This is a genomic window from Mesorhizobium sp. M0001, assembly GCF_040324255.1.
In the GTDB taxonomy this organism is placed as follows: Bacteria; Pseudomonadota; Alphaproteobacteria; order Rhizobiales; family Rhizobiaceae; genus Mesorhizobium.
Genome location: NZ_JAMYVS010000010.1, coordinates 113090 through 127528 on the forward strand (window position 1 = coordinate 113090; position 14439 = coordinate 127528).

A 14439-nucleotide genomic window follows, 5' to 3' on the forward strand; every position below is an offset into this window, starting at 1 on the left:
AGATCGCCTCTGGCAGATCGCATCGTACGTATGCTCTATGCCAAGCTGATTTCCAGCACCGATGGAAGGACCGACATGCCCCGCCCGCAAGGAACCATCGCCCCGATCCTGACGCCGTTCGAGAACGATGGCCGCATTGCCCGTGACCTGTGGATCTCACATGCCAAATGGGTGCTGGGCCAGGGCGCCCATTTGCTGTCGCCGTTCGGCACCACGGGCGAGGCACTGTCGCTCTCGCTCGACGAGCGCATGCAGGCGCTGGAATGGCTGGTTGCATCAGGCATTTCGCCGGGGCGCATGATGCCCGGCACCGGCGTCACCGCACTGCCCGAAACCGTCGAACTGTCGAAGCACGCGGTCGGCCTCGGCTGCGCCGCCGTGATGGTGCTGCCATCGTTCTTCTACACGGCCGCCGGGGACGATGGCCAGGCGCGCTACTACAGCGAGCTGATCGAAAGGGTGGCCAACCCGGCGCTGAAGATGATCCTCTACCACATCCCGCAGAACTCCGGCGTGCCGGTAAGCCCTGCCCTGACCGCCCGGTTGAGCGCGGCGTTTCCAGAGACGGTCGTCGCCTACAAGGATAGCGCCGGCGACTGGAACAACACGGCGGCGGTGATTGCCGCCGCACCCGACGTCGCGGTGTTCCCCAGCTCGGAGGCGCAACTGACCAAGGGGCTCGCCAGTGGTGCTGCGGGCTGTATCTCCGCGACCGTCAATCTCAACGCTGCGGCCATCCGCGCCCTCTACGACGCGACGATCGCTGGCCAAGACGTCACGGAAGCGGACGCCGCGATCAGGGCGTTCCGCAAGGTGATCCAGGATGCAGGCCTGATCCCGGCAATGAAGGCCGTGCTGGCGGTGCGCTCCGGCGACAAACGCTGGCTCAACCTGCGCGCGCCGCATGAGAATGCGACGCTGGAAAGCGGCAAGGCGCTGCTCACTGCGCTCGGTCCCGCAGCCGATCACATTGGCCGAGGTCACGCATGATGGCGGTTGGCGCAACCCACATGCTCGCATCTTTTCGATCGGCCTAAAGTGACGAGCCTGCCGCCTCTAACGCCGACACGGGCTTAAGCGGTCGCGGACGATCAGCCCCTTTCAGGCACAGTGCGATGCCGCCATTGGCCCTTGAACGGTCAAAATGGAGGCGTACCATCGCGGCATCTGAAACTGAGTCTTCTTCATTCGTCTGGGCTAATGTCCGGACCGGATTGGATATTTTCCTTGGCAATGGATGCAACCCGCGGCGCGGCGAAGCGCGGCAAATCGTTTGCCCATGTGGCGGAGGCGTCCTGGGGCAAGGGCCTCAGCACGCTGCTGCGCATCGTGCGCATGACGTTGCGCCATCCCTGGCAGGTTGCGGTCACCATCGCCTCGACCTTCATTGCCGCGACGCTGCAGCTGTTCATCCCGCGCCTGCTCGGCCACGCCATCGACCAGGCGCAAGGCGTGATGGCTGGAGGCGGCGGCGCGGCGGCTGAGCAGGCGCTGTGGACGACGGCGATCACCTTGCTCGTCGTCAGCATTCTGCGCGGCCTCTTCACCATGGCGCAGAATTATTATGGCGAGGCCGTTGGCCACCGCACCGGCTATGAGCTGCGCCTGGCCTTCTACGAGAAGATCCAGCGGCTGAGCTTCTCCTTCCATGACCGGGTGCATACCGGCGACCTGATTACGCTTGGCCTGCTCGACCTCGACGGCGTGCGCATGTTCTTTTCCACCGGCATATTGCGCGTGGTGCTGCTCGGCGTGCTGATCGGCGTCGGCTCCTATCTCCTGATCAGCACCGATCTCGAGCTCGGGCTGCTCAGTCTGAGTTTCGTGCCGTTCGTCGCCTGGCGCTCCTCGGTCACACAGCTCAGGCTGCGCAGCACCTGGCTGACGCTGCAGGAGCGGCTGTCAGTGCTGAGCCGGGTGATGGACGAGAACCTCGGCGGAATCCGCGTCGTGCGCGCCTTTGCGGCGCAGCGGCATGAGCTGGAAAAATTCGACCGCGCCAAGAAGTCGGCGCTGGAGCTTGCCGACCAGCGCGTCGACATCCGCGTCTCCAACACCAGCGCCATGAATTTTTCCTTCCTGGCGGCCATGGGCCTGGTGCTGTGGTTCGGTGGCCAGAAGGTGATCGCGGGCCAGATCAGCGTCGGCACGCTGGCCCAGTTCCTCACCTTCATGACCATCCTGCAGATGCCGGTGCGCCAGCTCGGGCTGATGGTCAACTCGTTCGCCCGCGCCTCGACCTGCGGCACAAGGCTGTTCGAACTGCTTGACGCCGAACTTGACATCGAGGATGCGCCTGATGCCAAGGATCTCGTGGTCACCGAAGGCTTGCTGCGCTTCGACAATGTCGGCTTCCGCTACGCGGGCGCCGGCGGCCGGCCGGCGCTGTCGGGCATTTCCTTCGAGGCCAGGTCCGGCGAGACCGTCGGCATTGTCGGCCCGCCGGGCAGCGGCAAGTCGACCATCGCGCATCTGATCCCGCGCTTCTACGATGTGAGGTCAGGCGCGATCACCATCGACGGGCAGGATATACGCGAGGTCACGCTGCAATCGCTGCGCAAGGCGGTCGGCGTCGTGCAGCAGGACGCTTTCCTGTTCACCACCTCGATCGAAAACAACATCGCCTATGGCAATCCGTGGGCGCGCGAGACCCGCATCGGGCAGGCGGCTGAATACGCCCAGCTGCACAATTACATCATCGGGCTTCCGGCCGGCTACACCACGGTCGTGGGCGAGCGCGGGTCATCGCTTTCCGGGGGCCAGCGGCAGCGCCTGACCATCGCCCGCACCCTGATGCTGCGGCCTTCGGTGCTGGTCTTCGACGATTCCACCGCGGCTGTCGACGCCGGCACCGAGCAGCGAATCCGCACCGCGATGAAGCGCTTCGCCAAGGACCGCGTGACGCTGATCATCTCGCACCGGCTGAGTTCGCTGATGCATGCCGACCAGATCCTGTTCATCGAGAATGGCCGCATCGCCGAGCGCGGCACGCACCAGGAATTGCTGGCGCTGGGTGGTCGCTACCGCGCGCTTTACGACCTGCAGCTGCGGCCGGACGACGATTTGCCGGTGGCGGTGGGAGCCGCATGATGTCGACACAGAACGACGACCAGAAGGAAGACACCAGCCGGCGGCCCACCAGGGCCGTCGTCGGTTCGCACCGCGACGAGGAAGAGGTCTTCGGCAAGGTCTACGATCCGCGCATCGTGCGCCGCATCTGGAGCTTCGTGAGACCGTACCAGGGCCGGATCTTCATCTCGGTGGCCGCCGTTTTGGTGTTCACTCTGACGCAATTGGCGATCCCGCTGGTCATCCGTTACGCCATCGACCACGGCATGGCGGCGGGCAAGGCCGACAGCTCCGTCATGAACTGGGCGATCGGTGCCTTCGCCCTGATCATCCTGATCAACTATGCCGCCAGCTATGTCCAGGAAAGCGTCGTCGGCAAGGTGGCCGAGAATGTGCTGTCGGATTTGCGCCGCGCCATGTTCAGCCATCTGCAGCGCGTCTCGCTGAGCTTCATGGACAAGACCGAGGTGGGCCGGCTGATGTCGCGCCTGCAGGGCGACGTCAATTCCATGCAGGAATTCCTCGAGACCTCGGTGATGTCGGTGGGCGACATCGTGCTGCTGTTCGGCATCGTCAGCGTTCTGTTGTGGCTCGATTTCCGGCTCGGTCTGCTGACGCTGTCGACCATGCCGGCGTTGTTCATCGTGCGCCTGTTCTGGCTGCCGCGCGCCAAGATCGCCTTCATGGCCGCGCATGAGACCAACTCGATCGCCAATGGCGCGCTGGCCGAAGGCATCCATGGCGTTCGCACGGTGCAGAGCCTGGAGCGCCAGCACGTCAATTTCGACCTTTATGACGAGAAGGTGCTGGCCAATCTCAGGGCTCACCTGACCTCGGCCAAATATGCGCAGGTGATGGTGCCGATCGTCGACACGCTGACCGGCATTGCGATGGCAACCGTGATCGTCGTCGGCGGCTCGATGGTGCTGTCGCACAGCCTCGACATCGGCGTCATGGTGGCGTTCCTGTTCTATATCCAGCGCTTCTTCGACCCGATCCGCTCGCTCACCATGCAGTACTCGGTCATGCAGCGCGCCATGGCGTCGGGCCAACGCATCTCCGAAGTGCTCGACGTACCGGTCGACGTCAGCGACAGACAGGGCGCGGTGACGCTGACGCGCGACATGGACGGTTCGGTCGAGTTCAGGAACGTCACCTTCGGCTACCGGCAGAACCAGCCGGTGCTGAAAAACATCTCCTTCCGCGTCAATCCGGGCGAGACGGTTGCGCTTGTCGGCCCCACCGGTTCGGGCAAGTCGAGCTGCATGGCGCTGGTGCACCGCTTCTATGATGTCTGGTCGGGCGAGGTGCGGGTCGGCGGCCACGATGTGCGCGACGTGACGCAGGATTCGCTCGGCGATCAGGTGGCGATGGTGCTGCAGGAGCCGTTCCTGTTTTCCGGCACGGTGCTGGAGAACATCCGCTACCACAAGACATCGGCTACCAGCGAAGAGGTTGTGCGCGCCGCGCAAGCCGTTGGCGCGCACGACTTCATCGAGCATTTGCCTGACGGCTACGACACCGAGCTCGAACAGCGCGGCGGCAATCTGTCCATCGGCCAGCGCCAGCTGATCAGCTTTGCACGCGCACTGGTGGCGGATGCGAAAATCCTGGTGCTGGACGAGGCGACGGCGAGCATCGATTCCTACACCGAGATGCTGATCCAGAAGGCACTGGTCACGCTGCTGGAAGGCCGCACCGGGCTGGTCATCGCGCACCGGCTGGCGACCATACGCGGCGCCGACCGCATCATCGTCTTACAGAACGGCGAGATCGTCGAGAGCGGAAATCACGAGCAGCTGATGGCGGCCAAGGGCCTCTATGCCAGGCTCTACAACATGAACTACGCATCGTTCGACGATATTGCCGAGGAAGACATAGGCGCGCCGGCCGGCAAGGCGACGTGAGCTGCTGCCGGTTCAGCTCGACTGGGAATGGTGCGGGGCCAAAACTCGTCGTCGACCAATTCGGCTTCAGATGACGACACGTTTCAGCTCGCCTTCCAGCGTAAGCCCGGCGTCACGCCTGCCGCGCGTTCAGGTGGAGGAGCGGCCGGCCGCCTAAAGGGCAATCCCGCGTAAATTCTGAATTCTACGCGCCGCCTGGCGCGCGATGCACGCGCAGCTTGCGCCTGAACCTCAGCAAACGCCGTCATGATGGCTTTCGTTCCTTAGCCGTCGGATGAAAATCGCCGGGGAACAGGAAGGCTTGCTGGGAGTTTAGTTCTTCGAGCCGCGCCGTGAACGGCGCGGCAGCGAAGGAGACGGCATATGGGCCTGGGTACCATTCTTATTATCATCCTGATCATCGCGTTGCTCGGCGGCTTCAGCGGCCTCGGCGGCGGCCCGTTCTACGGCACTGGTTACTATGGCGGCGGTGGCCTCGGGCTGGTGCTGATCATCGTGATCATTCTGGTTGTTCTCGGGCGAATATAGCGTCGCCATTGGCGGCCGCCGAGTTTCTACGGCGGCCGCGTTTTCGCCTGACATCGAGGTTTGAAGACATGGCAGCTGAAGACATTGCTGGTCCGGACTGGGCCGGCGTCGGCGCGAGCGAGAGCGAACGCGACGAGCTGGGATATCCTAATGGTGGCACTATCCGAAGGCGGCGGGCGTAAGCTGCAGACCCCGACACCCGCCTGGCGGCCGTGGCGTTCATCGAGGCGGATCGGACGCTTCGAGAAACCCAGGACGGCGACGAGGCGGGTCCGGCCTTTCTCGCTATTGTCGACAAGGGCAGCATCGGCCTGAAGGCCGCAATGGCAGGCACGCCTTACGCCTGAACGCGGTCAACCCGCCGTAACTCCGCCAGCAGAAACACCACCAGCACGCAGCACAGCAGGCCAAGCGACAATGGCAGTCCCTGATGTCCGGTCAGTTGCATCGCCAGCCCGGCCACGGGTGAGCCGACGATGCCGCCTACCCCCCATACGAACGCGAAGGCGGCATTGCCGGCGATCAAGGCTTGACCGGTGAAACGCTCGCCGAGCTGGATCAGCGACAGCGTGTAGATCCCGAACGAGACCCCGCCCCAGACGAAGAAGAGCGGCCAGACAAGCCATGTAGCGAAGAGCAACGGCAACAGCAAACAACCGGCCAGGCAAGCCAGGACACAGAACAGCATCATCGGCTTCGAGCCAAACCGTTCGGCGGCGCGCCCAAGCACGACCTGCAGCACGGCATTGCCGGCGATGAAACAGGTGATGAGCGAAGCGATGCGCTGCTCAGTGCTGCCGAGCGCGGCACCATAGACCGCGAACAGCGAAAGCAGGACTTGCTCGAAGGCGGCAGCCGTGAAGACTGCGAACAAGAGCAGCGGCGCCAGCGCGAAGAAGCCGCCGACCGACACCGCTTCGCCCTCACGCGGCATGTCGGGCAGGCGTGGCGCGACGGCAAGCACGATCAGGCCGCAGACAAGGAAGGCCGCGCTGCCGATGATGAAGGGTGGCCATCCTTGCGTGCCGACCAAGCCTAGCGACAGCGGGCCGAGGCCAAAGCCGGCGGAAACGATGGAGGAGTATAGGCCCATGATGCGGCCTCGGCGTGCGGCGGGTGTGATCGAGACCAGCCAGGTTTCACTGATCACGTAAAGCGGATTGGCAAAGAAGCCGAGCAGGAAGCGCAACGGCATCCAGGCCCATACATCCTGCGTCCAGGCAATCGCGATCAGGACGGTTGCTGCCAGGATCGAACACACAACCGCAAAGCGCGCCGCGCCCACCCGCCGGACCAGCGCCGGCGTGAAGAGCGACGATATAATGAAACCCAGAGGCGTCATCGCGGCCGAGAGGCCGATAAGGCCCGGTGTCGTCCCTTGCCGTTCCAGGATGAAGCTGAGCAGCGGATACGTCAGCCCCTGTGCTATGGCGAACACCGTAACTGTCGCGATGATGCCGGCCATCGCGGCCCATGCGATGTGGTTCTCCGGCGGTGACGTCGCGTCTTCGGCGCTCATGCCGACTTCGAAGCAGGATCGGCACGTTCCGGCAAGTGCAAATGCCGGCAAAACGCCGCGGTACGCCCAAACAGGCGGGCGGGTCTTATCCGCGACATCAGCTCACACTTGCCAGAAGCGTTTGACGATTTCGGCCTCGACCTGGCGTCTGGTCAGACCGATATCATCGATCAGGTGCGGATTGGTCTCCGCCATCTGCTTGAGGTCCCAGCGAAAGCGTATCCGCTCGCGCCAGGCCGCGATCATGCCCCGCGGGCCCGTCGGACGCCGGCCCGATGACACCGCCTTTTCCGGCAAGGCTGCACGAGCAGAAGCAAGGGTATCGTTCATGGCAACCTCCATTCGGTTTGAGGGGCGACAGCCCTCGGCTTGAAAGAGGTTGAATTCTGCCGCATGCGGACGGCGCCGTAATTAAGCGCGGCCAAATAGTTCTCAAAAGTTCCAAAGCAGTTAGAGCACCTCGCCGATTCATCGAAACGACGAGGTGCTCAACTCTTTGTTTTGACGCCATACGTCCGTGAAGCGCTCTGCGCTTTCCCGTGGGAAAACCGCCTTCACACCTTTCCTGGAATTGCTCTATAGATGCGCGTTATGCAGGGATCGCGCTTTGCCTTTGGTCCGTTCGTGCTCGATCCGGGTGCGGGAACGCTCCTTCGGGACCAAGTTCCCGTCGCCGCCGGCCACCGCGGACTGCAGCTGCTGGCGGCGCTCGTCGCCCGGCCCGGCGAGATCGTGGCCAAGGCCGAGTTGATGGATGCGGCATGGCCAGGCACCGCCGTTGAGGAAGGCAACCTCACCGTCCAGATTGCGCAATTGCGCAAGCTGCTGGGTCCGGCCACGAACGGCGGAGAATGGATATCGACCGTTCCGCGCGTCGGCTATCGCTTCGCCGGCGCCATCGAACAGCTCGGCGACGAGAAGCGACAGGCTTTGCCGCTGCCCGCCAAACCGTCGATAGCCGTGCTGCCCTTTGCCAATTTCAGCAACGACCCCGAGCAGGAAGCCTTTGCCGACGGGTTGAGCGAAGACCTGATCACCGACCTGTCGAGGATCGGCGGCCTGTTCGTCATCGCGCGCAACTCGACCTTTGCCTACAAGGGCAAGGCGGTGGATGTGCGCGAGGTCGCCAGGGAACTTGGCGTGCGCTATCTGTTGGAGGGCAGCGCCAGACGCGCCGCCGGGCGCGTGCGCATCAACGCCCAGCTGGTCGACGCGCTGAGCGGCGAGCACTTATGGGCAGACCGCTTCGATCGCGGCCTGGAAGATATCTTTGCCGTTCAGGACGAGGTGACGGCCAAGATCGTCGAGGCGCTGCTTGGCCGGCTGCGCGCGCCGCTGCCGCGCAATCGGCCCCGAAATCTCGAGGCCTACGATCTGTGCGTGCGGGCCCGCAACCTGATCGACGTCTCGCCGGAGACGGCGCGCGAAGCGCATCTGTTGCTGACGCGCGCGCTTGCGCTCGATCCGGACTATGCCGAAGCCTATCGCTGGCTTGCCATGAACCACTGGATGGGATGGGTGCATTGGGGAGAGCCCATTGAGCCCGCCCGAGGCCTTGCCCTGGAACTGGCGCGCAAGGCTGTGGCGATCGATCCCAACGATGCCGGCTGCCACTGGGTGCTTGCCAACCTGCTTGCCTATGAGCGCAGATTCGACGAAGCGGATGTGGGATTTGCCAAGGCGTTCGAACTCGACCCGAACGAGGCCGATGCCTGGGCGACATTGTCCGACATCGCGGTCCTGGCCGGGCGCGTCGAGGACGGCCTCGACTATATCGGCAAGGCGTTCCGGCTGAACCCGTTTCCGGCAAGCTGGTACTACCTGACGCTCGGCCAGGCGCAATATGCGGCGCGCGACTATGAAGCCGCCGTCGAGACGACGCGCCGGGACGAGACGTATCGGACAAGCTCGCGCCGTTTCCTTGCGGCAAGCCTTGCGCAACTCGGCCGGATCGATGAGGCGCGCGCCGAGGTCGACCTGTTCCTTGTCGCGAACCCACATTTCACCACCAGCCACTGGGTCGAGACGGAGCCGTTCCGCGACACGGCCACGCTCGACCATTTCGTCGATGGCTTCCGAAAGGCCGGCCTTCCGGAGTGACGGACCGGCGTGCTCGATCGAATGCCAGGCACCGTCGGTTGCGGCTCAATCTGTCAATGTTTGCAAGTCGCGAGGCCGCTCGACCGATCTTGCTTCCGCGTGCAGTCATCCAACAGCGATTGCAGCGAAGCGGCGCGCGAAACCTCTGTCACGGTGAAGCCGGCTGGAACGGCCACGATCGATCCGGCCACGGGTGAGCGCTGGGTGGCGGCTGGCGACTACCTGTTGCGCTCTCGTCTGCAATGCCGGCATCGCGGTCGCCGTGGGCAATGATCGGCTTGCCTCCTTGAGCTTTCAGCGACGCGCTCCGACAACTCGCGATGATTTTTCTAGATGCCGGTGATTTTCTAGATGCCGTTTGTCGAAGCATGATCTTTTCCGAAAACCGTTTCCCACTTTTCTGGATCACGCTCTAGCGGCTGGCGTGATCGGGAAGTCCGCGCAATCTGATTGTCCGAGCGCCCTTTAGCTTTCCTTGTTTGAGGTCGGCGGCGGGAGTAATAGTCGCCACGGAATTGCGAGGAGGAAGAGATGACGCTGAACTTCGACCCGAAGGCGAAGGCCACGGCGTTGTACCATGGCGAATTCCGACCGATGTTCATTGGCGGCAAGTGGGTCGCGGCGCAGTCCGGCCACGGCATGCAGGCACTCAATCCGGCAACAGGCGAGGTGCTGGCGACAGTGCCGCGCGGCGGGGCTGCCGATATCGACTCGGCGGTGGCCGCCGCGCGCGCGGCCTTCGAAGGCCCATGGTCCAAATTCTCGCCCTACGAGCGGCAGTGCGTGCTGCTCAGGATCGCCGATCTCTTCGAGACGCATTGGGAAGAGCTCAGCGTTTCCGACACGCTGGATATGGGGCTGCCGATCACGCGCACGCTCGCTAACCGGCGCCGCGTCATCGGCATGCTGCGCTTCTATGCCGGCATGGCGACGGCGCTGCATGGCGAGACGATCGACAATTCGATTCCCGGCGAGATCGTCACCTTCACCCGGCGCGAGCCGGTGGGCGTCGTTGGTGCGATCATTCCCTGGAACGCGCCGACCGCCGCCTCGATCTGGAAGATCGCGCCGGCGCTGGCGACGGGCTGCACCATCGTGCTGAAACCGTCCGAGGATGCGTCGCTGACGCCGCTGCTGATCGCGCAACTGATGCAGGAAGCCGGCGTGCCCGACGGCGTCGTCAACGTCGTCACCGGCACCGGGGCCGAAGCCGGTGCGCGGCTCGCCGAACATCCAGACGTCAACAAGATCGTTTTCACCGGATCAACGCTGACCGGCCAGGCCATCGCGCGGGCAACCGTGGCCAACCTCAAACGCGTTTCACTGGAGCTCGGCGGCAAGTCGCCGATCATCGTCTGCCGCGACGCCGACATCGACAAGGCTGTTCCGATCGCGGCGATGGCGGTGTTCGTGCATTCGGGCCAGATCTGCATTGCCGGCTCGCGGCTGTTCGTGGCGCGCGAAATCCATGACGAGTTCGTCCGCCGGCTCGCCGATTTCGCGGGCAGACTGCGGATCGGCCATGGCATCGAGGCAGAGACGGAAATCGGACCGCTCATCAATGCCAGGCAGGCAGGCAAGGTGGAGGGCTATATCAGGGCCGGCAGCGACGAAGGCGCCGAACTGGTCGCCGGTGGCTCGCGGCTGACCGGCGAGCTCTACGATGGCGGCAACTTCATTGCGCCGACGGTCTTCGGCGCCGTGTCGGACCAGATGACCATCGCGCGCGAGGAGATTTTCGGCCCGGTCATTTCGGCGATGCCCTTCGACACGCTCGACGAAGCGGTGGCGCGTGCCAATGCGACGCCCTATGGCCTGGCCGCCGGCATCTTCACCACGCATCTGGGCACCGCGCACAAGCTTGCGCGCCGGGTCAAGGCCGGCTCGGTCTGGGTCAACATGTACCATGCCATCGACCCGGCGGTGCCGTTCGGCGGCATGAAGATGTCGGGTTATGGCCGCGAGGGCGGCATCGAGCATCTGCACGAGTATCTGGAGACCAAGTCGGTCTGGATCCAGACCGACTGATATTCGCGCGGCGTACTCTGCGAAATCACGATGAAACCACAAGGGCCAGGACGGCGGCGCAGTCACCGGCTTTGACCAGGCCGGGGAAATGCCGCGCCGCCAGAATGCCGGACATTTTTGCCTTGATCTCCTGCGGAGCGATGCCGGTGCGGCCGGTGGAATGGATGCGCGCCAGCACCGAGCCTTCTTTCACAGGCTCGCCGAGATCGACCATGGTCTCGATCATGCCGTCGTCCTCGGCGAAGGAGAAACAATCGCCTGACGGCATGTCGAGCCACTGAGTTCTGCCCTTCTCGACCGCACCATCAACAATACCGGCATGGCGCAGCACATTGCTGATGCCGCGCCGCGCGATCCGCACGGTCTGGGCACGCGAGGTGCCGCCGCCGCCAAGCTCGGTGCTGACGAAGACCTTGCCCATTTCCTCGGCCGCCGTGTCATACATGCCGACGGAGTCAATCTCGATCATGCGCATCGAGAACGGGGCCGAGAACGCGGCGACCGCGTCGAAGGCTTTCTGCTCCAGCGCCTTGTCGGGCACCGTGTGGGCGGCACAGAAGGGCACGAAATCCAGCGTCCTGCCGCCGGAGTGGAAATCGAAGACGAGGTCGGCGCGCGGCAGCAGTTCGCGTTGAAAGTAGTCGGCGATCTTCTCGGTCACCGTGCCGTCGGGACGGCCGGGAAAGCTGCGGTTCATATTGCCCTTGTCGATCGGCGACGTCCGCGTGCCGGCGCGGAAGGCCGGATAGTTCATCGCCGGCACGATGATCACCGTGCCGCTGACCTGTTTGGGATCGAGCGTGCGGGCGAGATCGAAGAGCGCCAGCGGCCCCTCATACTCGTCGCCATGATTGCCGCCGGTGAGCAGCGCGGCCTGTCCCTTGCCGTTGCGGATGACGCAGATCGGGATCATCACCGAACCCCAGGCCGAGTCGTCGCGGCTGTAGGGCAGGCGCAGGAAACCATGTTGCACGCCGTCCTTGTCGAAATCGACGGTCGGCGCGATCGGAGATGGGCGGAGGCTAGGCATCGGGCTCAATTCTTCACCACCAGTTTGCGCGGTACATTGGCGAGGCACTCTACACCGGTTTCGGTGATCAGGATGGATTCGGTGATTTCCAGTCCCATCGTCTCCAGCCACAGGCCGGTCATGAAATGGAAGGTCATGCCGGGCTTGAGTTCGGTGCGGTCGCCGGGGCGCAGGCTCATGGTGCGCTCGCCCCAATCCGGCGGATAGGACAGGCCGATCGAGTAGCCTGTGCGGTTGTCCTTGACGATGCCGTATTTCTTCAACACGGCGAAAAAGGCGTTGGCGATGTCCTCACAGGCATTGCCGGGCTTTGCCGCCGCAAGCCCCGCCTCCATGCCTTCCAGCGTCGCCTTCTCGGCATCTAGGAATTCCTGCGTCGGCTTGCCGAGAAAGACGGTGCGCGACAGCGGGCAATGGTAGCGGCTGTAGCAGCCGGCGATCTCGAAGAAGGTGCCCTCGCCCGACTTCATCGGCTGGTCGTCCCAGGTGAGATGTGGCGCCGAGGCGTCGGCGCCCGACGGCAGCAGCGGCACGATCGCCGGATAGTCGCCGCCGATGCCGTCGACGCCGCGCGTGCCGGCATCGTAGATCTCGGCGACCAGATCGCATTTGCGCATGCCGACCTGGATCTTGTCGACGATGCGCTGGTGCATGGCTTCGACGATGCGGGCCGCCTTGCGCATATAGTCGATTTCAGTCGGGCTCTTCACCGCGCGCTGCCAGTTGACCAGCGCTGTCGCGTCGACGAAGCGGGCGTTGGGCAGGTGCTTCTGCAACGCGGCGAAGGCGGCAGCCGAGAACCAGTAATTGTCCATCTCGACGCCGATGGTCAGCTTGCCCCAGCCGCGATCACTAAGCACGCTGGCCAAAAAATCCATCGGGTGGCGCTCGGTCGACTGCACGTAGTGGTCGGCATAGCCGACGATGTTGTCATGCGCGAGATAGGCGGTGCGCTTGGCGCCATTGGCATCCTGGCCGCGGCCGTACCAGACCGGCTCGCCCGATGGGGGCACAATCACTGCTTGGTGCACATAGAACGACCAGCCATCGTAGCCGGTCAGCCAGGCCATGTTGGAGGGGTCGCTGACAACCAGGAGATCGACGCCCTTCACCTCCATGGCTTTCCGCGTCTTGGCGAGGCGATCCGCAAATTCGGCGCGCGAGAATTTCAGGTTCGGTTGCATTGTTCTTGGTCCTCGTTTGTTGGGCCTTGCGGCCAGCATCAGCTTTCAAAAATGGTTCCGGCATTGGCCGCCCGCGCCCGGTCGCGAGCGAGCGTGGCGATCGCCGTATCCTGCACGCCGGTGCCGGTGAGGTCGGCAATGGTGATATCGCTGGGTGAGCGCCTTCCGTGCCGTTCGCCGGCGATGATCTGGCCGAGTTCGGTGACCGCGGCATCGGCTCCCATCACGCCCGATGCGATGGCGTGATGCAGTTCTCCCAGACGCCGTGTCTGCTTGGCGCTGTCGGCGACATAGAGATCGGCCATGCGCAGGATCGCCGGCGCGATCTCGTTCTTGTGTTCGGCATCCGAGCCCATGGCGGTGATGTGCTGCCCGGCAACGACAAAGCCGGCCTTGATCAGCGGCTCGGTCGACGGCGTGGTGGTGACGATGATGTCGGCGCCGATGGTTGCTTTGGCTGCATCCGGCTCGGCGCGCACGAGAATGCCGAGCTTTTCGCGCAGCGCGCCTGCGGCCGTCTGCGCCTTGACCGCATCGCGCGCCCAGATACGTGCCTCGGCGATCGGCCGCACCAACATGAGTGCTTCGAGTTGCAGCCCGGCTTGCACGCCGGCGCCGAAGATTGCGGCGACGGACGAATCCGGCCGCGACAGATGCTTCGCCGCGACGGCGCCGGCAGCAGCGGTGCGGACATCTGTGAGATAGCCATTGTCCAGCAGCAGCGCCTCGACCACACCGGTTCTTGCCGAGAGCAACACCATCATGCCGCCCCCGCTGGGCAGACCGAGCTTCGGATTATCGAAGAAGCCGGAGCTTATCTTGACGGCGAAACCGTCTATTCCAGGCACATAGGCGGACTTCACATCCACCTCGCCGCGCTGCTCGTGAATGTCCAACCGCAGAATCGGCGGCATCGCCACCGGCAATGTGGCGAGCGCGCGGAAAGCGTTTTCGACGCAGGCGACCGCGTCGAGATCGAGCGTCACGATTGTGCGCAGTTCCTTCTCGGTGAGGATCGTCATCCGGCTCATGCGACGCGCTCCGCGAAGGCGCGCACTGCGAAGGATAGTGTTC

General features: G+C 64.1%; 12 protein-coding genes. 7 read left to right on the top strand and 5 right to left on the bottom strand.

The genetic code is table 11. The annotated features are described in order from the left end of the window. Positions 1-75: 75 nt before the first annotated feature. From NKK50_RS24275 to NKK50_RS24295, 5 genes are all read left to right on the top strand, one after another. Positions 76-990, top strand: a complete 915-nt coding sequence (locus NKK50_RS24275) for a dihydrodipicolinate synthase family protein (RefSeq protein WP_023692224.1) — start codon at positions 76-78, stop codon at positions 988-990. 243 nt (positions 991-1233) lie between these two features. Next, on the top strand, positions 1234-3090 hold the full coding sequence (locus tag NKK50_RS24280) for an ABC transporter ATP-binding protein (protein WP_352543978.1): 1857 nt from the start codon (positions 1234-1236) through the stop codon (positions 3088-3090). Next, entirely contained in the window at positions 3090-4976 is a 1887-nt protein-coding gene (locus NKK50_RS24285) for an ABC transporter ATP-binding protein (protein WP_352543958.1), read from the top strand. Before NKK50_RS24280 ends, NKK50_RS24285 begins: the two co-directional genes overlap by 1 nt. A 363-nt stretch (positions 4977-5339) precedes the next feature. Then, positions 5340-5504: a DUF3309 family protein gene (locus NKK50_RS24290; RefSeq protein ID WP_023667887.1), complete on the top strand. Its 165-nt coding sequence runs from the start codon at positions 5340-5342 to the stop codon at positions 5502-5504. Positions 5505-5716: 212 nt separating this feature from the next. Next, complete coding sequence (locus tag NKK50_RS24295; RefSeq protein WP_023682661.1) at positions 5717-5851, top strand: hypothetical protein; 135 nt, start codon at positions 5717-5719, stop codon at positions 5849-5851. Here the strand turns inward: NKK50_RS24295 and NKK50_RS24300 are convergent. Together NKK50_RS24300 and NKK50_RS24305 are read right to left on the bottom strand one after the other, a co-directional pair. Next, positions 5842-7023 carry an MFS transporter gene (locus NKK50_RS24300; RefSeq protein ID WP_023704772.1) on the bottom strand — a complete coding sequence of 394 codons (1182 nt, stop codon included), beginning with the start codon at positions 7021-7023 and terminating at the stop codon, positions 5842-5844. The two genes, NKK50_RS24295 and NKK50_RS24300, sit on opposite strands and share 10 nt — an antisense overlap. 102 nt (positions 7024-7125) lie before the next feature. After that, positions 7126-7353 carry a DUF1127 domain-containing protein gene (locus NKK50_RS24305; protein WP_023729208.1) on the bottom strand — a complete coding sequence of 76 codons (228 nt, stop codon included), beginning with the start codon at positions 7351-7353 and terminating at the stop codon, positions 7126-7128. 252 nt (positions 7354-7605) lie between these two features. Between NKK50_RS24305 and NKK50_RS24310 the strand changes: the two genes are divergently transcribed. Beyond that, positions 7606-9123: a winged helix-turn-helix domain-containing tetratricopeptide repeat protein gene (locus NKK50_RS24310; protein ID WP_031245143.1), complete on the top strand. Its 1518-nt coding sequence runs from the start codon at positions 7606-7608 to the stop codon at positions 9121-9123. A gap of 531 nt (positions 9124-9654) precedes the next feature. After that, positions 9655-11151, top strand: coding sequence for an aldehyde dehydrogenase family protein (locus tag NKK50_RS24315; protein ID WP_023820932.1), 1497 nt, complete (start codon positions 9655-9657; stop codon positions 11149-11151). A 25-nt stretch (positions 11152-11176) separates the two neighbouring features. On the opposite strand, the gene doeB is transcribed toward NKK50_RS24315, so the two are convergent. The 3 genes from doeB to NKK50_RS24330 are packed head-to-tail and all read right to left on the bottom strand — an operon-like array spanning position 11177 to position 14396. After that, complete coding sequence (gene doeB / locus NKK50_RS24320; RefSeq protein ID WP_023745624.1) at positions 11177-12181, bottom strand: N(2)-acetyl-L-2,4-diaminobutanoate deacetylase DoeB; 1005 nt, start codon at positions 12179-12181, stop codon at positions 11177-11179. A 5-nt stretch (positions 12182-12186) separates the two neighbouring features. Next, positions 12187-13365, bottom strand: coding sequence for an ectoine hydrolase DoeA (gene doeA, locus NKK50_RS24325; RefSeq protein ID WP_023704766.1), 1179 nt, complete (start codon positions 13363-13365; stop codon positions 12187-12189). Positions 13366-13403: 38 nt separating this feature from the next. Beyond that, positions 13404-14396, bottom strand: a complete 993-nt coding sequence (locus NKK50_RS24330; RefSeq protein ID WP_023704765.1) for a cyclodeaminase — start codon at positions 14394-14396, stop codon at positions 13404-13406. Positions 14397-14439 lie beyond the last annotated feature (43 nt).